Annotated in this window: 19 protein-coding genes; all 19 read left to right on the top strand. The window is 61.2% G+C overall.

What is annotated here, in order from left to right; all coding sequences use genetic code 11:
- Positions 1-309 precede the first annotated feature (309 nt).
- The 19 genes from rpoB to rplN all read left to right on the top strand — a co-directional run bounded on the left by rpoB (position 310) and on the right by rplN (position 21,665).
- Positions 310-4,416 (top strand): DNA-directed RNA polymerase subunit beta, encoded by a 4,107-nt coding sequence (gene rpoB / locus AC5LXK_RS01495; RefSeq protein ID WP_493390036.1) that lies wholly within the window; start codon positions 310-312, stop codon positions 4,414-4,416.
- A 21-nt stretch (positions 4,417-4,437) separates the two neighbouring features.
- On the top strand, positions 4,438-8,679 hold the full coding sequence (rpoC, locus tag AC5LXK_RS01500; RefSeq protein WP_493390037.1) for a DNA-directed RNA polymerase subunit beta': 4,242 nt from the start codon (positions 4,438-4,440) through the stop codon (positions 8,677-8,679).
- Between the two features lie 234 nt (positions 8,680-8,913).
- Complete coding sequence (gene recQ, locus AC5LXK_RS01505; protein WP_493390038.1) at positions 8,914-10,761, top strand: DNA helicase RecQ; 1,848 nt, start codon at positions 8,914-8,916, stop codon at positions 10,759-10,761.
- A gap of 227 nt (positions 10,762-10,988) precedes the next feature.
- Positions 10,989-11,369 carry a 30S ribosomal protein S12 gene (gene rpsL / locus AC5LXK_RS01510; RefSeq protein ID WP_006400662.1) on the top strand — a complete coding sequence of 127 codons (381 nt, stop codon included), beginning with the start codon at positions 10,989-10,991 and terminating at the stop codon, positions 11,367-11,369.
- Positions 11,370-11,541: 172 nt separating this feature from the next.
- Positions 11,542-12,012 carry a 30S ribosomal protein S7 gene (gene rpsG / locus AC5LXK_RS01515; protein ID WP_006477195.1) on the top strand — a complete coding sequence of 157 codons (471 nt, stop codon included), beginning with the start codon at positions 11,542-11,544 and terminating at the stop codon, positions 12,010-12,012.
- A 123-nt stretch (positions 12,013-12,135) separates the two neighbouring features.
- On the top strand, positions 12,136-14,238 hold the full coding sequence (gene fusA, locus AC5LXK_RS01520) for an elongation factor G (RefSeq protein WP_493390039.1): 2,103 nt from the start codon (positions 12,136-12,138) through the stop codon (positions 14,236-14,238).
- A gap of 39 nt (positions 14,239-14,277) precedes the next feature.
- Positions 14,278-15,468, top strand: a complete 1,191-nt coding sequence (gene tuf / locus AC5LXK_RS01525; RefSeq protein WP_129513512.1) for an elongation factor Tu — start codon at positions 14,278-14,280, stop codon at positions 15,466-15,468.
- 286 nt (positions 15,469-15,754) lie between these two features.
- Positions 15,755-16,066: a 30S ribosomal protein S10 gene (gene rpsJ / locus AC5LXK_RS01530; protein ID WP_004199280.1), complete on the top strand. Its 312-nt coding sequence runs from the start codon at positions 15,755-15,757 to the stop codon at positions 16,064-16,066.
- A 177-nt stretch (positions 16,067-16,243) separates the two neighbouring features.
- The gene (rplC, locus tag AC5LXK_RS01535) at positions 16,244-16,894 is read left to right on the top strand and encodes a 50S ribosomal protein L3 (RefSeq protein WP_006482922.1); all 651 of its coding nucleotides are present in this window, start codon (positions 16,244-16,246) and stop codon (positions 16,892-16,894) included.
- Positions 16,894-17,514, top strand: a complete 621-nt coding sequence (gene rplD / locus AC5LXK_RS01540; RefSeq protein ID WP_011350675.1) for a 50S ribosomal protein L4 — start codon at positions 16,894-16,896, stop codon at positions 17,512-17,514. Before rplC ends, rplD begins: the two co-directional genes overlap by 1 nt.
- On the top strand, positions 17,511-17,825 hold the full coding sequence (gene rplW, locus AC5LXK_RS01545; protein WP_004199275.1) for a 50S ribosomal protein L23: 315 nt from the start codon (positions 17,511-17,513) through the stop codon (positions 17,823-17,825). Before rplD ends, rplW begins: the two co-directional genes overlap by 4 nt.
- Positions 17,826-17,827: 2 nt before the next feature.
- Complete coding sequence (gene rplB / locus AC5LXK_RS01550) at positions 17,828-18,655, top strand: 50S ribosomal protein L2 (protein WP_309286205.1); 828 nt, start codon at positions 17,828-17,830, stop codon at positions 18,653-18,655.
- Positions 18,656-18,665: 10 nt separating this feature from the next.
- Positions 18,666-18,941: a 30S ribosomal protein S19 gene (rpsS, locus tag AC5LXK_RS01555; RefSeq protein WP_004199273.1), complete on the top strand. Its 276-nt coding sequence runs from the start codon at positions 18,666-18,668 to the stop codon at positions 18,939-18,941.
- A 12-nt stretch (positions 18,942-18,953) separates the two neighbouring features.
- On the top strand, positions 18,954-19,283 hold the full coding sequence (gene rplV, locus AC5LXK_RS01560) for a 50S ribosomal protein L22 (RefSeq protein ID WP_004199272.1): 330 nt from the start codon (positions 18,954-18,956) through the stop codon (positions 19,281-19,283).
- Positions 19,284-19,294: 11 nt separating this feature from the next.
- Positions 19,295-20,095 (top strand): 30S ribosomal protein S3, encoded by an 801-nt coding sequence (rpsC, locus tag AC5LXK_RS01565; RefSeq protein WP_006482899.1) that lies wholly within the window; start codon positions 19,295-19,297, stop codon positions 20,093-20,095.
- A 2-nt stretch (positions 20,096-20,097) separates the two neighbouring features.
- A complete protein-coding gene (rplP, locus tag AC5LXK_RS01570; protein WP_006752927.1) occupies positions 20,098-20,514 on the top strand; it encodes a 50S ribosomal protein L16 in 417 nt (138 codons plus the stop codon).
- A 9-nt stretch (positions 20,515-20,523) separates the two neighbouring features.
- Positions 20,524-20,718: a 50S ribosomal protein L29 gene (gene rpmC, locus AC5LXK_RS01575; protein ID WP_006400652.1), complete on the top strand. Its 195-nt coding sequence runs from the start codon at positions 20,524-20,526 to the stop codon at positions 20,716-20,718.
- Positions 20,715-20,987 (top strand): 30S ribosomal protein S17, encoded by a 273-nt coding sequence (gene rpsQ / locus AC5LXK_RS01580; protein ID WP_006477189.1) that lies wholly within the window; start codon positions 20,715-20,717, stop codon positions 20,985-20,987. Before rpmC ends, rpsQ begins: the two co-directional genes overlap by 4 nt.
- Before the next feature lie 309 nt (positions 20,988-21,296).
- Positions 21,297-21,665, top strand: coding sequence for a 50S ribosomal protein L14 (gene rplN / locus AC5LXK_RS01585; protein ID WP_006482918.1), 369 nt, complete (start codon positions 21,297-21,299; stop codon positions 21,663-21,665).
- The last annotated feature ends 5 nt before the right edge of the window (positions 21,666-21,670 follow it).

Consider the following 21,670-nt stretch of genomic DNA (forward strand, 5'->3'; position numbering starts at 1 on the left):
CTGGCACTCATTCGGGAGCCCGAATAATCGGCCCCAGAAGCCAAAGAAAACCGCCTGATCGTTGTGATGGATCACTCGAGATTGGCGGTTCTCTTTGTCTTCTGAAGCGACTGCAGAAGGCAAGTTTGGTCGGGTAGCGGGCAACACAGGCATCCGCTGCCGTCAGCCAGCGGTTGGTAGCGGCCAACCACCAAGCTTCTCGGCTCGTTCAAGCCGTCGAACGGCCATCGGGTCTCAGTCGGTGAACACTCGGGTTTGAAACGTCCAGGTATTCCGCCTCGATAGCACCCGCCGTGATTCGGAGATCGTATGCAATATTCCTTCACCGAGAAGAAGCGCATTCGCAAGAGTTTCGCGAAGCGCCCCATCGTTCACCAAGTTCCGTTCTTGCTGGCTACCCAGCTTGAATCATTCAGCACGTTTCTGCAAGCCGATGTGCTCGCAACGCAACGCAAGCCTGAAGGTTTGCAGGCCGCGTTCACGTCGGTATTTCCCATTGTTTCGCACAACGGTTTCGCGCGCCTCGAGTTCGTGAGCTATGCGCTGTCCTCGCCGGCATTCAACATCAAGGAATGCCAGCAGCGAGGCCTGACGTACTGCTCCGCACTGCGCGCGAAGGTCCGCCTTGTCATCCTCGACAAGGAATCGCCGAACAAGCCGGTCGTCAAGGAAGTGAAGGAGCAGGAAGTGTACATGGGCGAAATGCCGCTCATGACGCCGACGGGCTCGTTCGTCATCAACGGCACCGAGCGTGTCATCGTCTCGCAGCTGCACCGTTCGCCGGGCGTGTTCTTCGAACACGACAAGGGCAAGACGCACAGCTCGGGCAAGCTGCTGTTCTCGGCACGGATCATTCCGTACCGCGGCTCGTGGCTCGACTTCGAATTCGACCCGAAGGACATCCTGTACTTCCGCGTCGACCGTCGCCGCAAGATGCCGGTCACGATCCTGCTGAAGGCCATCGGCCTGACGCCGGAACAGATCCTCGCGAACTTCTTCGTGTTCGACAACTTCACGCTGATGGACGAAGGCGCGCAACTCGAGTTCGTGCCCGAGCGCCTGCGTGGTGAAGTCGCGCGTTTCGACATCACGGATCGTGATGGCAAGGTCATCGTCCAGAAGGACAAGCGGATCAACGCGAAGCACATTCGCGACCTCGAAGCCGCGAAGACCAAGTTCATCTCGGTGCCGGAAGACTATCTGCTCGGCCGCGTGCTGGCGAAGAACGTCGTCGACGGCGACACCGGCGAAGTGATCGCGAGCGCGAACGACGAAGTCACGGAAAGCGTGCTCGAGAAGCTGCGCGAAGCGGGCATCAAGGACATCCAGACGCTCTACACGAACGACCTGGACCAGGGCCCGTACATCTCGTCGACGCTGCGTGTCGACGAAACGACCGATCGTACGGCCGCGCGCATCGCGATCTACCGCATGATGCGTCCGGGCGAGCCGCCGACCGAAGAAGCGGTCGAGGCGCTGTTCAACCGTCTGTTCTACAGCGAAGAAGCGTACGACCTGTCGAAGGTCGGCCGTATGAAGTTCAACCGCCGTGTCAGCCGTGACGAGATCACCGGCCCGATGACGCTGCAGGACGACGACATCCTCGCGACGATCAAGATCCTGGTCGAGCTGCGCAACGGCAAGGGCGAAGTGGACGACATCGACCACCTCGGCAACCGTCGCGTGCGTTGCGTCGGCGAACTGGCGGAAAACCAGTTCCGCGCAGGTCTCGTGCGTGTCGAGCGTGCAGTCAAGGAACGCCTCGGCCAGGCCGAAAGCGAAAACCTGATGCCGCACGACCTGATCAACTCGAAGCCGATTTCGTCGGCGATTCGCGAGTTCTTCGGTTCGTCGCAGCTGTCGCAGTTCATGGACCAGACCAACCCGCTGTCGGAAATCACGCACAAGCGCCGTGTTTCCGCACTGGGCCCGGGCGGTCTGACGCGTGAACGCGCAGGCTTCGAAGTTCGCGACGTGCACCCGACCCACTATGGCCGTGTGTGCCCGATCGAAACGCCGGAAGGTCCGAACATCGGCCTGATCAACTCGCTCGCACTGTACGCGCACCTGAACGAATACGGCTTCCTCGAGACGCCGTACCGCAAGGTCGTGGACAGCAAGGTGACCGACCAGATCGACTACCTGTCGGCGATCGAAGAAGGCCGCTACATGATCGCGCAGGCCAACGCCGCGATCGACGAGAACGGCCAGCTGATCGACGAACTCGTGTCGTCGCGTGAAGCCGGCGAAACGATGATGGTCACGCCGGATCGTATCCAGTACATGGACGTCGCGCCGTCGCAGATCGTGTCGGTTGCAGCCTCGCTGATTCCGTTCCTCGAGCACGATGACGCGAACCGTGCACTGATGGGTTCGAACATGCAGCGTCAGGCCGTGCCGTGTCTGCGTCCGGAAAAGCCGGTCGTCGGTACGGGTATCGAGCGCACCTGCGCGGTCGACTCGGGTACGACGGTTCAGGCGTTCCGTGGCGGCGTCGTCGACTACGTCGACGCAGGCCGTATCGTGATTCGCGTGAACGACGACGAAGCGGTCGCAGGTGAAGTCGGTGTCGACATCTACAACCTGATCAAGTACACGCGTTCGAACCAGAACACGAACATCAACCAGCGTCCGATCGTGAAGATGGGCGACAAGGTCTCGCGCGGCGACGTGCTGGCCGACGGCGCCTCGACGGACCTGGGCGAGCTCGCGCTCGGCCAGAACATGCTGATCGCGTTCATGCCGTGGAACGGCTACAACTTCGAGGATTCGATCCTGATCTCGGAGAAGGTCGTGGCCGACGATCGCTACACGTCGATCCACATCGAAGAGCTGAACGTCGTTGCACGCGACACGAAGCTCGGGCCGGAAGAAATCACGCGCGACATCTCGAACCTGGCGGAAGTCCAGCTCGGCCGTCTCGACGAATCGGGCATCGTGTACATCGGTGCCGAAGTCGAAGCGGGCGACGTGATGGTCGGCAAGGTCACGCCGAAGGGCGAGACCCAGCTCACGCCGGAAGAGAAGCTGCTGCGCGCGATCTTCGGCGAGAAGGCTTCGGACGTGAAGGACACGTCGCTGCGCGTGCCGTCGGGCATGAGCGGTACCGTGATCGACGTCCAGGTGTTCACGCGTGAAGGCATCCAGCGCGACAAGCGTGCGCAACAGATCATCGACGACGAACTGAAGCGCTACCGTCTCGACCTGAACGACCAGCTGCGCATCGTGGAAGGCGACGCGTTCCAGCGTCTCGCACGCATGCTCGTGGGCAAGGTCGCGAACGGCGGTCCGAAGAAGCTCGCGAAGGGCACGAAGATCGACCAGGCTTACCTGGAAGACCTCGACCACTACCACTGGTTCGACATCCGCCTGGCGGACGACGAAGCAGCGGCGCAGCTCGAAGCGATCAAGAACTCGATCGAAGAGAAGCGTCACCAGTTCGACCTCGCGTTCGAAGAGAAGCGCAAGAAGCTCACGCAAGGCGACGAACTGCCGCCGGGCGTGCTGAAGATGGTCAAGGTGTACCTCGCGGTGAAGCGCCGTCTGCAGCCTGGCGACAAGATGGCAGGCCGTCACGGTAACAAGGGTGTCGTGTCGAAGATCGTCCCGATCGAAGACATGCCGTACATGGCCGACGGCCGTCCGGCAGACGTCGTGCTGAACCCGCTCGGCGTGCCGTCGCGGATGAACGTGGGTCAGGTTCTGGAAGTGCACCTCGGCTGGGCCGCGAAGGGTCTCGGCTGGCGTATCGGCGAAATGCTGCAGCGTCAGGCGAAGATCGAGGAAATGCGCGTGTTCCTGACGAAGATCTACAACGACTCGGGCCGCCAGGAAGATCTGGAAAGCTTCACCGACGACGAGATCCTCGAACTCGCGAAGAACCTGCGCGAAGGTGTGCCGTTCGCGACGCCGGTGTTCGACGGTGCAACCGAGGAAGAAATGGGCAAGATGCTCGACCTCGCGTTCCCGGACGACATCGCTGAACAGCTCGGCATGAACCCGTCGAAGAACCAGGTCCGTCTGTACGACGGCCGCACGGGTGAAATGTTCGAACGTCGCGTGACGCTCGGCTACATGCACTACCTGAAGCTGCACCACTTGGTCGACGACAAGATGCACGCGCGTTCGACCGGCCCGTACTCGCTCGTCACGCAGCAGCCGCTGGGTGGTAAGGCGCAGTTCGGTGGCCAGCGTTTCGGTGAAATGGAAGTGTGGGCACTCGAAGCGTACGGCGCGTCCTACGTGCTGCAGGAAATGCTGACGGTGAAGTCGGACGACGTGAACGGCCGGACGAAGGTGTACGAAAACCTCGTCAAGGGCGATCACGTGATCGATGCAGGCATGCCGGAATCCTTCAACGTGCTCGTGAAGGAAATCCGCTCGCTCGGTATCGATATCGATCTCGACCGCAATTAATCGGACTACGGAGAGAAAGCAATGAAAGCTCTGCTCGATCTATTCAAGCAAGTCCAACAGGAAGAAGTTTTCGACGCGATCAAGATCGGTCTGGCCTCGCCGGACAAGATCCGTTCGTGGTCGTTCGGCGAAGTGAAGAAGCCGGAGACCATCAACTACCGTACGTTCAAGCCGGAACGCGATGGTCTCTTCTGCGCGAAGATCTTCGGGCCGATCAAGGACTACGAGTGCCTGTGCGGCAAGTACAAGCGTCTGAAGCACCGCGGCGTGATCTGCGAGAAGTGCGGCGTCGAAGTGACGCTGGCGAAGGTGCGTCGCGAACGGATGGGCCACATCGAACTGGCCTCGCCGGTCGCGCACATCTGGTTCCTGAAGTCGCTGCCGTCGCGTCTGGGCATGGTGCTCGACATGACGCTGCGCGACATCGAACGCGTGCTGTACTTCGAAGCCTATGTGGTGATCGAACCGGGCATGACGCCGCTGAAGGCGCGGCAGATCATGACCGAAGAGGATTACTACAACAAGGTCGAGGAATACGGCGACGAATTCCGTGCCGAGATGGGCGCGGAAGGCGTGCGTGAACTGCTGCGTGCGATCAACATCGACGAGCAGGTCGAGACGCTGCGCACCGAGCTGAAGAACACCGGCTCGGAAGCGAAGATCAAGAAGTACGCGAAGCGCCTGAAGGTCCTCGAGGCATTCCAGCGTTCGGGCATCAAGCCCGAGTGGATGATTCTCGAAGTGCTGCCGGTGCTGCCGCCGGAACTGCGTCCGCTGGTGCCGCTGGACGGCGGCCGTTTCGCGACGTCGGACCTGAACGACCTGTATCGCCGCGTGATCAACCGTAACAACCGGTTGAAGCGTCTGCTCGAGCTGAAGGCGCCTGAAATCATCGTCCGCAACGAAAAGCGGATGCTGCAGGAAGCCGTCGACTCGCTGCTCGACAACGGTCGTCGCGGCAAGGCGATGACGGGTGCGAACAAGCGTCCGCTGAAGTCGCTCGCCGACATGATCAAGGGCAAGGGCGGTCGTTTCCGTCAGAACCTGCTGGGCAAGCGCGTCGACTACTCGGGCCGTTCGGTCATCGTGGTCGGCCCGACGCTGAAGCTGCACCAGTGCGGTCTGCCGAAGCTGATGGCGCTCGAGCTGTTCAAGCCGTTCATCTTCAACAAGCTGGAAGTGATGGGCGTCGCGACGACCATCAAGGCTGCGAAGAAGGAAGTCGAGAACCAGACGCCGGTGGTGTGGGACATCCTCGAAGAGGTGATCCGCGAGCACCCGGTGATGCTGAACCGTGCGCCGACGCTGCACCGTCTCGGTATCCAGGCGTTCGAGCCGGTGCTGATCGAAGGCAAGGCGATTCAGCTGCACCCGCTCGTCTGCGCGGCGTTCAACGCCGACTTCGACGGTGACCAGATGGCCGTTCACGTGCCGCTGTCGCTCGAAGCGCAGATGGAAGCGCGTACGCTGATGCTGGCGTCGAACAACGTGCTGTTCCCGGCCAACGGCGATCCGTCGATCGTGCCGTCGCAGGATATCGTGCTGGGTCTGTACTACGCGACCCGCGAAGCCGTCAACGCGAAGGGCGAAGGCCTGTCGTTCACCGGCGTGTCGGAAGCGATCCGCGCGTACGAGAACAAGGAAGTCGAGCTGGCGTCGCGCGTCAACGTGCGGATCACCGAAATGGTCCGCAACGAAGACACGTCGGAAGGCGCGCCGGAATTCGTGCCGAAGATCTCGCTGTACGCAACGACGGTCGGTCGCGCGATCCTGTCGGAGATCCTGCCGCACGGCCTGCCGTTCTCGGTGCTGAACAAGCCGCTGAAGAAGAAGGAAATCTCGCGCCTGATCAACACGGCATTCCGCAAGTGCGGTCTGCGCGCGACGGTCGTGTTTGCCGACCAGCTGATGCAGTCGGGTTTCCGTCTCGCGACGCGTGCCGGCATTTCGATCTGCGTGGACGACATGCTCGTGCCGCCGCAGAAGGAAACGATCGTCGGTGACGCCGCGAAGAAGGTGAAGGAGTACGACCGCCAGTACATGTCGGGTCTCGTCACCGCGCAGGAACGCTACAACAACGTGGTCGACATCTGGTCGGCAACGTCGGAAGCGGTCGGCAAGGCGATGATGGAGCAGCTGTCGACGGAGCCGGTGACGGACCGCGACGGCAAGGAAACGCGCCAGGAATCGTTCAACTCGATCTACATGATGGCCGACTCGGGCGCCCGGGGTTCGGCGGTTCAGATTCGTCAGCTGGCCGGTATGCGGGGCCTGATGGCGAAGCCGGACGGCTCGATTATCGAGACGCCGATTACCGCGAACTTCCGCGAAGGTCTGAACGTGTTGCAGTACTTCATCTCGACCCACGGTGCACGTAAGGGTCTGGCTGATACGGCACTGAAGACCGCGAACTCGGGTTACCTGACGCGTCGTCTCGTCGACGTCACGCAGGATCTGGTCGTGGTGGAAGACGATTGCGGCACGTCGAACGGCGTCGCGATGAAGGCACTCGTCGAAGGCGGTGAAGTCGTCGAAGCGCTGCGTGACCGTATCCTCGGCCGCGTTGCGGTCGCGGACGTCGTGAACCCGGAAACGCAGGAAACGGTGTACGAATCGGGCACGCTGCTCGACGAAACGGCGGTCGAGGAAATCGAACGCCTCGGCATCGACGAAGTGCGCGTGCGCACGCCGCTGACCTGCGAAACGCGTTACGGCCTGTGTGCAGCCTGCTACGGCCGCGACCTCGGCCGCGGCTCGCTCGTGAACGTCGGCGAAGCAGTCGGCGTGATCGCGGCACAGTCGATCGGTGAGCCGGGCACGCAGCTGACGATGCGTACGTTCCACATCGGTGGTGCGGCGTCGCGTGCGGCAGTGGCCTCGTCGGTCGAAGCGAAGAGCAACGGTATCGTGCGCTTCACGGCGACGATGCGCTACGTGACGAACGCGAAGGGCGAGCAGATCGTCATTTCCCGTTCGGGCGAAGCGATGATCACCGACGACTTCGGTCGCGAGCGCGAGCGTCACAAAGTGCCGTACGGCGCGACGCTGCTGCAGCTCGACGGCGTGACGATCAAGGCAGGCACGCAGCTCGCCACGTGGGATCCGCTGACGCGTCCGATCATCACCGAGTACGGTGGTACGGTGAAGTTCGAGAACGTCGAGGAAGGCGTGACCGTCGCGAAGCAGATCGACGACGTGACCGGCCTGTCGACGCTGGTCGTGATCGACGTGAAGCGCCGTGGTTCGCAGGCTTCGAAGAGCGTGCGTCCGCAGGTGAAGCTGCTCGACGCGAACGGCGAAGAAGTGAAGATTCCGGGCACGGAGCACGCAGTGCAGATCGGCTTCCAGGTCGGCGCACTGATCACCGTGAAGGATGGCCAGCAGGTGCAGGTCGGTGAAGTGCTCGCACGTATCCCGACCGAAGCGCAGAAGACGCGTGACATTACCGGCGGTCTGCCGCGGGTGGCGGAACTGTTCGAAGCGCGTTCGCCGAAGGATGCCGGCATTCTCGCGGAAGTCACCGGTACGACGTCGTTCGGTAAGGACACGAAGGGCAAGCAGCGTCTCGTCATCACGGACCTCGAGGGCAACCAGCACGAGTTCCTGATCGCGAAGGAAAAGCAGGTTCTGGTTCACGATGCACAGGTCGTCAACAAGGGCGAAATGATCGTGGACGGTCCGGCCGATCCGCACGACATCCTGCGTCTGCAGGGTATCGAGGCGCTGTCGCGCTACATCGTCGACGAAGTGCAGGACGTGTACCGTCTGCAGGGCGTGAAGATCAACGACAAGCACATCGAGGTGATCGTTCGCCAGATGCTGCGTCGTGTGCAGATCACCGACAACGGTGATACGCGCTTCATCCCGGGCGAACAGGTCGAGCGTTCCGACATGCTGGACGAGAACGATCGCATGGTCGCCGAGGGCAAACGTCCTGCTTCGTACGACAACGTGCTGCTCGGTATCACGAAGGCATCGCTGTCGACCGACTCGTTCATCTCCGCGGCATCGTTCCAGGAAACGACCCGCGTGCTGACCGAAGCGGCGATCATGGGCAAGCGCGACGATCTGCGTGGCCTGAAGGAAAACGTGATCGTCGGCCGTCTGATTCCGGCTGGTACGGGTCTCGCGTTCCACAAGGCACGCAAGGCGAAGGAATCGTCGGATCGCGAGCGTTTCGACCAGATCGCAGCGGAAGAGGCATTCGACTTCGGCACGCCGAGCGCGCCGGCAGAAGAGCCGCAACACCCGGCAGCGGAGTAAGGGCGGGCGGCGCAAGCCGCCTTGCCTTGCTGTCACCGAAACCGCCCGGTTCTGCCGGGCGGTTTTTTTTCACCCGTCGTTCACGTGCATCACGGGCCTGCGCATTGCCGCGGCAGGCCCGTGATGCACGCGAACGAACCCTGACCGAATGGCCAACAACGCACGATTCGCCACGCGTCGCGCGAGCGGGTTGTTAAAATTGCGGTCATCGTTTAGCCGTCCCAGTTCTCATTCATGTCCCGCGCCCTCGAAATCCTCGACGAAGTCTTCGGTTATCCCGCCTTTCGCGGCCAGCAGGGCGAGATCGTCGAGCACGTCGCCGGCGGCGGCGATTGTCTCGTGCTGATGCCCACGGGCGGCGGCAAGTCGCTGTGCTACCAGATTCCCGCGCTGCTGCGCCGCGAGGCCGGGCAGGGCGCCGGCATCGTCGTGTCGCCGCTTATCGCGCTGATGCAGGACCAGGTCGCCGCGCTGCGCGAAGTCGGCGTGCGTGCGGCCTACCTGAATTCGACGCTGTCGGGCGCCGAGGCCGCGGCCACCGAGCGCGCGCTGCGCGAAGGCGAAATCGACCTGCTGTACGTCGCGCCGGAGCGCCTGATGACGGGGCGTTTCCTCGACTTGCTCGAGCGCGCGAAGATCGGCCTGTTCGCGATCGACGAAGCGCACTGCGTGTCGCAATGGGGGCACGATTTCCGTCCGGAATACATTCAGCTGTCCGTGTTGCACGAACGCTTCCCGGCGGTACCGCGCGTCGCGCTGACGGCCACGGCCGACGCGATCACGCGCGACGAGATCATCCATCGTCTCGCGCTCGACGATGCGCGCGTGTTCGTGTCGAGCTTCGACCGCCCGAACATCCGCTACCGAATCGTCGAGAAGGACAACGCGCGCTCGCAGCTGCTCGACTTCATCCGCGCCGAGCATACGAATGCCGACGGCACGACCGACGCGGGCGTCGTCTATTGCCTGTCGCGCCGCAAGGTCGAGGAAACCGCCGAGTGGCTGAAGGCGCAGGGCGTGCGCGCGCTGCCGTATCACGCGGGGATGGAGTTCGAGGTGCGGCAGAAGCACCAGGAGATGTTCCAGCGCGAAGAGGGCATCGTGATGTGCGCGACGATCGCGTTCGGCATGGGCATCGACAAGCCCGACGTGCGCTTCGTCGCGCACCTCGATTTGCCGAAGAGCGTCGAAGGCTACTACCAGGAAACCGGCCGGGCGGGCCGCGACGGGATGCCCGCGAATGCGTGGATGGCGTACGGCCTCGGCGACGTCGTCCAGCAGCGCAAGATGATCGACGAGTCCGATGCGGACGACGCGCACAAGCGCGTGCAGACGTCGAAGCTCGATGCGCTGCTCGGGCTGTGCGAGACGATCTCGTGCCGCCGCGTGCGGCTGCTGAACTACTTCGGCGAAGAGAGCCAGCCGTGCGGCAACTGCGATACGTGCATCGAGCCGCCTGATTCGTGGGACGCGACGCGCGAGGCGCAGATGGCGTTGTCATGCGTGTTCCGCGCGCAGCGGGCGAGCGGCTTCAATTTCGGCTCGAGCCACCTGATCGAGATCCTGCGCGGCGGGCGCACCGAGAAGGTGTTGCAGCGCGGCCACGACCAGCTCACGACGTTCGGGATCGGCGCCTCGCTGTCCGAGCCCGAATGGCGCGCGATTTTCCGGCAGCTCGTCGCGTACGGCTACCTGGCCGTCGATCATGGCGGCTTCGGCGCGCTCGTGCTGACCGAGGCCGCGAAGCCCGTGCTGAAGAACGAGGAGAAGGTCACGCTGCGCCGCTACGTGACGCCGCAGCGCACGCGCCAGTCGTCGAGTCGCAGCGGCACGCGTGTCGACCCGACGGCCGGCATGGGCACGCGCGAGCGCGCACGCTGGGATGCGCTGCGCGCATGGCGCGCGGAAACGGCCAAGACCGACGGCGTGCCGGCCTACGTGATCTTCCACGACGCGACGCTGGCCGAAATCGCGCGCAACGCGCCGGAGTCGATTGACGACCTGCGCCACATCCCCGGCATGGGCGTACGCAAGCTCGAGCGCTTCGGCGACGAGATCATCGACGTCGTCGAATCGGCCTGACACAGGTGTTCCGACCCTTCCTGTAAATCGCGCGATCGACCGGCAAATCACGCAAGCCGTTGACTTGGTTGGTATTTCCGGAATATGATGCTGGGTTCCGGTATTCGGTGGGCCGTGTTGCGTTCGAAAGCTCGCACCCGATTCGCCGGTTCGGAAGTCAACTGTGCGCCGATTCTCGCTTTGCCCGAAATCGATGCGCAGATTTTGTTCAATTTCAGGAATAAACAATGCCAACCATCAACCAACTGGTTCGCAAAGGCCGTCAGTCGGAAACGACGAAGAGCAAGAGCCCGGCCCTGCAGGACTGCCCCCAGCGTCGCGGCGTGTGCACCCGTGTGTACACGACGACGCCGAAGAAGCCGAACTCGGCACTCCGTAAGGTCGCCAAGGTTCGTCTGACGAACGGCTTCGAAGTGATTTCGTACATCGGTGGTGAAGGCCACAACCTGCAGGAACACTCGGTTGTGCTGATCCGCGGCGGCCGTGTGAAGGACTTGCCGGGTGTGCGTTACCACATGGTTCGCGGCTCGCTGGATACCCAGGGCGTCAAGGACCGTAAGCAAGCGCGCTCGAAGTACGGCGCGAAGCGTGCAAAGGCTGCCAAGTAAGCAGTTTTTGATCAGGGATCGCCATAGGGCGGTCAAGGCGGGAGTGCCGGATTGCCGGTGCTGTCGAGTAAGTGGTCACCCGGCCAAGCTGGTTAGTCGTGAAGATGTGATCGGGTTTGTTGGTGGCCGCGGAGCTGGAACCAGCTCCAACTGAACAAGTAAAGGAAGAATCATGCCGCGTCGTCGCGAAGTCCCCAAGCGGGAAGTGTTGCCGGATCCGAAGTTCGGTAACGTTGATGTTGCCAAGTTCATGAACATGCTGATGCTGTCCGGCAAGAAGTCGGTCGCAGAGCGCATCGTTTATGGCGCATTCGAACAAATCCAGACCAAGGGTGGCAAGGACCCGCTGGAAGTGTTCACGGTTGCGCTCAACAACGTGAAGCCGGTGGTCGAAGTGAAGAGCCGTCGCGTTGGTGGTGCCAACTATCAAGTTCCGGTCGAAGTGCGCCCGTCGCGTCGTATGGCATTGGCGATGCGCTGGCTGCGTGAGGCTGCGAAGAAGCGTAGCGAGAAGTCGATGGCCCTGCGCCTGGCAGGTGAACTCTCCGAAGCGGCCGAAGGCCGTGGCGGCGCGATGAAGAAGCGCGACGAAGTTCACCGCATGGCAGAAGCCAACCGCGCGTTCTCGCATTTCCGTTTCTAAGCGCCTGGCTGGGCTGTTAGCGGAAATAAATTCCGGGCGGGTGCGCTTTTCAGGCGCCTCGCCCGTTTGTGTTGAAGCGTGATGCAGCTGAGCTGCATCGCGTCATCCCAGTAGAGGATCAAAGTGGCTCGCAAGACTCCTATCGAGCGCTACCGCAATATCGGTATTAGCGCTCACATCGACGCCGGCAAAACGACGACGACCGAGCGCATTCTGTTTTACACCGGTGTGAACCACAAGATCGGTGAAGTCCACGACGGCGCAGCCACGATGGACTGGATGGAGCAGGAACAGGAGCGTGGCATCACGATCACGTCCGCTGCTACCACGGCCTTCTGGAAGGGCATGGGCGGCAACTATCCGGAACACCGCATCAACATCATCGACACCCCGGGCCACGTCGACTTCACGATTGAAGTCGAACGCTCGATGCGCGTGCTCGACGGCGCATGCATGGTGTACTGCGCAGTGGGCGGCGTGCAGCCGCAGTCGGAAACGGTGTGGCGCCAGGCAAACAAGTACAAGGTGCCGCGTCTCGCGTTCGTCAACAAGATGGACCGTACCGGCGCGAACTTCTTCAAGGTCTATGACCAGCTCCGTCTGCGCCTGAAGGCGAACCCGGTTCCGGTCGTGGTGCCGATCGGTGCGGAAGAAGGCTTCAAGGGCGTCGTCGATCTGATCAAGATGAAGGCGATCGTTTGGGACGAAGCGTCGCAAGGTACCAAGTTCGACTACGTCGACATCCCGGCGGAACTCGTCGACACGTGCAACGAATGGCGTGAAAAGATGGTCGAGGCGGCTGCAGAGTCGAACGAAGACCTGATGAACAAGTACCTGGAAGCAGGCGAGCTGTCGGAAGCCGAGATCGTCAAGGGTCTGCGCGACCGTACGATCGCGTGCGAAATCCAGCCGATGCTGTGCGGTACTGCGTTCAAGAACAAGGGCGTGCAGCGTATGCTCGACGCCGTGATCGATTTCCTGCCGTCGCCGGTCGATATCCCGCCGGTTACGGGTGAACTCGAAAACGGCGAGAAGACGGAACGCCGTGCTGCCGACGACGAGAAGTTCGCGGCACTCGCGTTCAAGATCATGACCGACCCGTTCGTCGGCCAGCTGATCTTCTTCCGCGTCTACTCGGGCGTCGTCAATTCGGGCGACACGCTGCTCAATGCGACCAAGGACAAGAAGGAACGTCTCGGCCGTATTCTGCAGATGCACGCGAACCAGCGTGAAGAAATCAAGGAAGTTCGCGCAGGCGACATCGCTGCTGCGGTCGGCCTGAAGGAAGCGACCACGGGCGACACGCTGTGCGATCCGGCTCACCCGATCGTGCTCGAACGCATGATTTTCCCGGAGCCGGTGATTTCGCAGGCCGTCGAGCCGAAGACGAAGGCTGACCAGGAAAAGATGGGCCTGGCGCTCAACCGTCTGGCTCAGGAAGATCCGTCGTTCCGTGTGCAGACCGACGAAGAATCGGGTCAAACGATCATTTCGGGTATGGGCGAGCTCCACCTCGAAATTCTGGTCGACCGGATGAAGCGTGAATTCGGCGTGGAAGCAACCGTCGGCAAGCCGCAGGTTGCGTACCGCGAAACGATTCGCAAGTCGGCCGCGGACGTCGAAGGCAAGTTCGTCAAGCAGTCGGGTGGTCGTGGTCAGTATGGCCATGCGGTCATCACGCTCGAGCGCAGCGAACTGGGCAAGGGCTACGAGTTCGTCGACGCGATCAAGGGCGGCGTGATTCCGCGCGAATACATCCCGTCGGTTGACAAGGGTATCCAGGAAACGCTGAAGAGCGGCGTGCTGGCAGGCTTCCCGGTTGTCGACGTGAAGGTCACGCTGACGTTCGGTTCGTACCACGACGTTGACTCGAACGAAAATGCGTTCCGCATGGCTGGTTCGATGGCGTTCAAGGAAGCGATGCGCCGCGCTGATCCGGTTCTGCTCGAGCCGATGATGGCCGTGGAAGTGGAAACGCCGGAAGACTTCATGGGTAACGTCATGGGCGACCTGTCGGGTCGTCGCGGCATCATCCAGGGCATGGACGACATGGTAGGCGGCGGCAAGATCGTGCGCGCCGAAGTGCCGCTGTCGGAAATGTTCGGCTATTCCACGTCGCTGCGTTCGCTGACGCAGGGTCGCGCAACGTACACGATGGAGTTCAAGCACTACGCTGAAGCTCCGAAGAACGTTGCAGAAGCGATCATCAGCGCGAAGACGAAGTAATTCGTTATCACAATCGATTATTTTTGAAAGAAGAGAATCATGGCAAAAGGTAAATTCGAGCGGACCAAGCCGCACGTGAACGTTGGTACGATTGGTCACGTTGACCACGGCAAGACGACGCTGACGGCAGCGATCACGACGGTTCTGACGAAGAAGTTCGGCGGCGAAGCGAAGGCATACGACCAGATCGACGCGGCACCGGAAGAAAAGGCGCGCGGCATCACGATCAACACGGCACACGTCGAGTACGAAACGGCTAACCGCCACTACGCACACGTCGACTGCCCGGGCCACGCTGACTATGTGAAGAACATGATCACGGGCGCGGCACAGATGGACGGCGCGATCCTGGTTTGCTCGGCAGCTGACGGCCCGATGCCGCAGACGCGTGAGCACATCCTGCTGGCCCGTCAGGTTGGCGTTCCGTACATCATCGTGTTCCTGAACAAGTGCGACATGGTGGACGACGCGGAACTGCTCGAGCTGGTCGAGATGGAAGTTCGCGAACTCCTGTCGAAGTACGACTTCCCGGGCGACGACACGCCGATCGTGAAGGGTTCGGCGAAGCTGGCGCTGGAAGGCGACACGGGCGAGCTGGGCGAAGTGGCGATCATGAGCCTGGCCGACGCGCTGGACACGTACATCCCGACGCCGGAGCGTGCAGTTGACGGCGCGTTCCTGATGCCGGTGGAAGACGTGTTCTCGATCTCGGGCCGCGGCACGGTGGTGACGGGTCGTATCGAGCGTGGCGTTGTGAAGGTCGGCGAAGAAATCGAAATCGTCGGTATCAAGCCGACGGTGAAGACGACCTGCACGGGCGTTGAAATGTTCCGCAAGCTGCTGGACCAAGGTCAAGCAGGCGACAACGTTGGTATCCTGCTGCGCGGCACGAAGCGTGAAGACGTGGAGCGTGGCCAGGTTCTGGCGAAGCCGGGTTCGATCACGCCGCACACGCACTTCACGGCTGAAGTGTATGTGCTGAGCAAGGACGAAGGCGGCCGTCACACGCCGTTCTTCAACAACTACCGTCCGCAGTTCTACTTCCGTACGACGGACGTGACGGGCTCGATCGAGCTGCCGAAGGACAAGGAAATGGTGATGCCGGGCGACAACGTGTCGATCACGGTGAAGCTGATCGCTCCGATCGCGATGGAAGAAGGTCTGCGCTTCGCAATCCGCGAAGGCGGCCGTACGGTCGGCGCCGGCGTCGTCGCCAAGGTCATCGAGTAAGCTCGACGATCCGCGGATCCCGACGGGGTCCGCGATTCCGCGGTATGCAGTTGTACCGTCGAAACCGGGTGTCCAGCTTGCGCTGGCGCCCGGTTTTGTTTTTCCGGCGGCGCGTTGCGCGCGTCGAGAAACACACGCCACGATTTCAGAATTTCGTGTAGAATCGCGGGCTTAGCAGTAGAAGTACTGTCCGGAACCTGATGCTTCGCTCCCCGCAGGTGTCATGTTTCACGTTCTTTTAGTGTTCGGCGATGCAACATCGCCTCGCTCTTTTCAAGGAATTGTCATGCAGCAACAGAAAATCCGCATTCGCCTGAAGGCATTCGACTATCGTCTGATCGATCAATCGGCTGCCGAAATCGTCGATACCGCGAAGCGGACTGGCGCAATCGTCCGTGGCCCGGTGCCGCTGCCGACGCGCATTCAGCGTTTTGACATCCTGCGTTCGCCGCACGTCAACAAGACGTCGCGCGATCAGCTCGAAATCCGCACCCACCAGCGCCTGATGGACATCGTCGACCCGACGGACAAGACCGTTGACGCGCTGATGAAGCTCGACCTGCCGGCTGGCGTCGACGTGGAAATCAAGCTGCAGTAAGGCTTCCAGCGCCGGTCGGCTTGCCGGGTGGCGCTAAGTCTTTGATTGCTTGCAGAAAACGTGAGGTCGGGCTATAATGCTTGGCTTTTCGCGTATTCGCGTAAAAAAGTTGGGCCTTGCGTGCCTGGCATTTTGTAAATCAGCCCCGACCAATCGCAGTCGGGAATGGAGAAAATGATGAGCCTTGGACTCGTAGGTCGCAAGGTTGGCATGACCCGTATCTTCACGGCTGAAGGGGATTCGATTCCCGTCACCGTGCTGGACGTGTCGGACAACCGCGTGACGCAGATCAAGACTGTTGAAACCGACGGCTACACGGCCGTGCAGGTTGCATTCGGCTCCCGTCGTGCATCGCGCGTGACGAAGCCGCTGGCAGGTCATCTCGCCAAAGCCGGTGTCGAAGCCGGTGAAATCCTCAAGGAATTCCGCATTGACGCGGCCAAGGCAGCTGAGCTGTCGAATGGCGCCGTGGTCGGTGCAGATCTTTTCGAAGTGGGCCAGAAGGTCGACGTGCAAGGCGTGTCGATCGGTAAGGGCTACGCCGGTACGATCAAGCGTTACAACTTCTCCTCCGGCCGTGCCACGCACGGTAACTCGCGCTCGCACAACGTGCCGGGCTCGATCGGTATGGCGCAGGATCCGGGTCGTGTTTTCCCGGGTAAACGCATGACGGGTCACATGGGTGACGTGACGGTGACGGTGCAGAACCTCGAGATCGCGCGTATCGACGCAGAGCGCAAGCTGCTGCTCGTGAAGGGTGCGATTCCGGGCGCGAAGGGCGGCAAGGTCTTCGTGACGCCGGCCGTCAAGACCAAGGGGGCGAAATAATGGAACTCAAGCTCCTGAACGAAAATGGTCAGGAAGGTGCAGTGGTCAACGCATCGGACGTCGTGTTCGGTCGTGACTACAACGAAGCGCTGATCCACCAGGTCGTCGTCGCTTACCAGGCGAATGCTCGCCAGGGTAACCGCGCACAGAAGGACCGTGAGCAAGTCAAGCACACGACGAAGAAGCCGTGGCGTCAGAAGGGTACGGGCCGCGCTCGTGCCGGTATGTCGTCGAGCCCGTTGTGGCGTGGCGGTGGTCGTATCTTCCCGAATTCGCCGGAAGAAAACTTCTCGCACAAGGTCAACAAGAAGATGCATCGCGCAGGTCTCTGCTCGATCTTCTCGCAGCTGGCCCGTGAAGGCCGTCTGTCGGTCGTCGAGGACATCATCCTCGAAGCGCCGAAGACCAAGCTGCTGGCCGAAAAATTCAAGACCATGGGTCTCGACTCCGTGCTGATCATCACCGACACGGTTGACGAAAACCTGTACCTGGCATCGCGCAACCTGCCGCACGTGGCAATTGTCGAGCCGCGCTACGCTGACCCGCTGTCGCTGATCTACTTCAAGAAAGTGCTGGTCACGAAGGCTGCGGTCGCCCAGATCGAGGAGTTGCTGTCATGAGCGAGATTCGCAAGAACGATCATCGTTTGATGCAGGTCCTGCTCGCACCGGTGATCTCGGAAAAGGCGACGCTGGTTGCCGACAAGAACGAGCAAGTCGTGTTCGAAGTCGCACCGGATGCCACGAAGCAGGAAGTGAAGGCGGCTGTCGAGCTGCTGTTCAAGGTTGAAGTTGATTCCGTCAACGTGCTGGTTCAGAAGGGCAAGCAAAAGCGCTTTGGCCGTTCGATGGGCCGCCGCAAGGACGTGAAGAAGGCGTACGTTTGCCTGAAGCCCGGCCAGGAAATCAACTTTGAAGCGGAGGCCAAGTAATCATGGCAATCGTTAAAGTTAAGCCGACATCGCCGGGTCGCCGCGCGATGGTCAAGGTGGTCAACAAGAACCTGCACCAGGGCAAGCCGCACGCGGCACTGCTCGACTCGCAGAGCTCGACCGCCGGCCGTAACAACAACGGTCGTATCACCACGCGTCACAAGGGTGGTGGTCACAAGCAGCACTATCGTATCGTCGATTTCCGTCGCACGAAGGATGGCATCCCGGCAAAGGTCGAGCGTCTCGAGTACGACCCGAACCGTAGCGCGAACATCGCGCTGGTGCTCTACGCAGACGGCGAGCGTCGCTACATCATCGCCCCGAAGGGCCTGACGGTCGGCCAACAGCTGATGTCGGGTTCGGAAGCGCCGATCCGTGCAGGCAACACGCTGCCGATCCGCAACATTCCGGTCGGTACGACGATCCACTGCATCGAGATGCTGCCGGGCAAGGGCGCGCAAATGGCGCGTTCGGCTGGCACGTCCGCCATGCTGCTGGCACGTGAAGGCGTCTACGCGCAGGTTCGTCTGCGTTCGGGCGAAATCCGCCGCGTGCACATCGAGTGCCGTGCAACGATCGGTGAAGTCGGTAACGAAGAGCATAGCCTGCGCCAGATCGGCAAGGCTGGCGCGAACCGCTGGCGCGGTATCCGCCCGACGGTGCGTGGCGTTGCGATGAACCCGGTTGATCACCCGCACGGTGGTGGTGAGGGCAAGACGGCTGCAGGTCGCGATCCGGTGAGCCCGTGGGGTACGCCGGCTAAGGGTTATCGCACCCGTAGCAACAAGCGCACGACGACGATGATCGTCCAGCGCCGTCACAAGCGTTAAGGAGTAGGCAATGGCACGTTCTGTTAAAAAAGGTCCGTTCTGCGACGCCCATTTGCTGAAGAAAGTTGAGGCGGCTGCAGCTTCGCGCGACAAAAAGCCGATCAAGACCTGGTCGCGTCGCTCGACGATTCTGCCGGATTTCATCGGCCTGACGATCGCTGTTCACAACGGCCGTCAACACGTTCCGGTGTACATCTCGGAAAACATGGTCGGCCACAAGCTTGGCGAGTTCGCACTGACCCGTACGTTCAAGGGTCACGCAGCCGACAAGAAGGCCAAGAAATAAGGGGCAATCAAGATGGAAGTGAAAGCAATTCATCGCGGTGCCCGCATCTCGGCGCAAAAAACGCGCCTTGTGGCTGACCAGATCCGCGGTTTGCCGGTCGACAAGGCGCTGAACGTTCTGACGTTCTCGCCGAAGAAAGCGGCTGGCATCGTGAAGAAGGTTGTGCTGTCGGCAATCGCGAATGCGGAGCACAACGAAGGCGCCGATATCGACGAGCTCAAGATCAAGAGCATCTACGTCGACAAGGCTGCATCGCTCAAGCGTTTCACCGCGCGCGCCAAGGGCCGCGGTAACCGCATCGAGAAGCAATCCTGTCACATCACTGTGACGGTCGGGAATTAAGGAGCCATACGATGGGACAGAAAATTCATCCGACTGGCTTCCGCCTGGCTGTCAGCCGTAATTGGGCTTCGCGTTGGTACGCGAACAACAACAATTTCGCGGCGATGCTGCAGGAAGACATCGGTGTTCGTGAATACCTGAAGAAGAAGCTGAAGAACGCTTCGGTCGGTCGGGTCGTCATCGAGCGTCCGGCGAAGAACGCGCGCATCACGATTTACAGCTCGCGTCCGGGTGTGGTCATCGGCAAGAAGGGCGAGGATATCGAGCAGCTGAAGACGGAACTGCAACGCCGCATGGGCGTTCCGGTCCACGTCAACATCGAAGAAATCCGCAAGCCGGAAACCGATGCTCAGCTGATCGCTGACTCGATCACGCAACAGCTCGAGCGCCGGATCATGTTCCGTCGCGCGATGAAGCGTGCGATGCAGAACGCGATGCGTCTGGGTGCTCAAGGCATCAAGATCATGAGCGCTGGCCGTCTGAACGGTATCGAAATCGCTCGTACGGAGTGGTATCGCGAAGGTCGCGTGCCCCTTCACACGCTGCGTGCCGATATCGACTACGCGACCTCGGAAGCGAAGACGACTTACGGGATCATCGGCGTCAAGGTGTGGGTCTACAAGGGCGATACGCTCGGCCGCAACGACGCACCGGTGGTGGAAGAAGTAGCCGAAGACAAGCGTCCGCGTCGCAATGCGCGTCCGGGCGACCGTCGTCCGCGCCGTGACGGCGAAGGCGGCGCTCCGGGTGCTCGCCGTGGCGCACCGCGCCGTGGCGCCGGCAAGCCCGAAGACGGCAAGACTGGAGAATAACGATGCTGCAACCGAAACGCAGGAAGTATCGTAAAGAGCAGAAGGGTCGTAACACCGGCAAGGCGACGCGCGGCAACGCAGTGTCGTTCGGTGATTTCGGCCTGAAGGCTATCGGTCGCGGTCGTTTGACCGCACGTCAGATTGAAGCGGCGCGTCGTGCAATGACGCGTCACATCAAGCGTGGCGGCCGCATCTGGATCCGGATCTTCCCGGACAAGCCGATTTCGCAGAAGCCGGCGGAAGTGCGTATGGGTAACGGTAAGGGTAACCCTGAGTACTACGTCGCCGAGATTCAGCCGGGCAAGATGCTCTATGAAATGGACGGCGTAACCGAAGAACTGGCACGCGAAGCGTTCCGTCTGGCTGCAGCCAAGCTGCCGCTGAAGACGGCGTTCATCGTGCGCCAGCTCGGCGCCTAAGGAGAAAATATGAAGGCTTCCGAACTTCTCCAGAAAGACCAGGCCGCGCTCAACAAGGAGCTGGCGGACCTGCTGAAGGCGCAATTCGGCCTGCGCATGCAACTCGCGACCCAGCAGCTCACGAACACGAGCCAGCTGAAGAAGGTTCGTCGCGACATCGCACGCGTGCGGACCGTCATGACTCAGAAGGCGAACCAGAAATGAACGATAGCGTGAAAACCTCGCTGAAGCGGACGCTGGTCGGTCGGGTCGTCAGCAACAAGATGGACAAGACCGTCACCGTGCTGATCGAGCACCGCGTCAAGCATCCGATCTACGGCAAGTATGTCGTGCGTTCGAAGAAGTACCACGCGCACGATGAAGCGAACACCTACAACGAAGGCGATCTCGTCGAAATCCAGGAAACGCGTCCTGTTTCGAAGACGAAGGCCTGGACGGTGTCGCGCCTCGTCGAAGCCGCTCGCGTCATCTAAGCGGGCAGCGTAGTAGGCAGTAACAGGCACTTCTCCACGAAGTGCTTGAAATCGCAAAGTTTTTGCTTGCGGGACCAGGATTATTTGTTATAATCCTGGTCTTCCCTCTTTATGGGAGCCCCGTCGCGGGCGAAGTTGGTGGGGGAAGCGGACTGGCGCCAGCCTGTCCGAAAGATTCACCGAATTGCGATGGCGGGTTTCGTTTGCCGTCGCTGCTGTTCCAACCCAAGCAGCCGATTGGCTGACGGGACCAAGACTGACCGAGTGCATCATGGTGGTGCATCCGGATTAAGTTGGGAAAGACAAACCATGATCCAGACCGAATCTCGGCTCGAAGTAGCCGACAACACGGGTGCACGTGAAGTCCTGTGCATCAAGGTGCTCGGCGGCTCGAAGCGTCGTTATGCCGGCATTGGCGACATCATCAAGGTGAGCGTCAAAGAGGCAACGCCGCGCGGGCGCGTGAAGAAAGGCGAAATTTACAACGCCGTGGTGGTCCGCACCGCCAAGGGCGTGCGCCGTCAAGACGGCTCGCTGATCAAGTTCGACGGCAACGCCGCTGTGCTTTTGAATAACAAGCTCGAGCCGATCGGCACCCGTATCTTCGGGCCGGTGACGCGTGAGCTGCGTAGCGAACGATTCATGAAGATCGTTTCGCTGGCGCCGGAAGTGCTGTAAGGAGT

The sequence above is a fragment of the Burkholderia pulmonis genome (genome assembly GCF_984667975.1).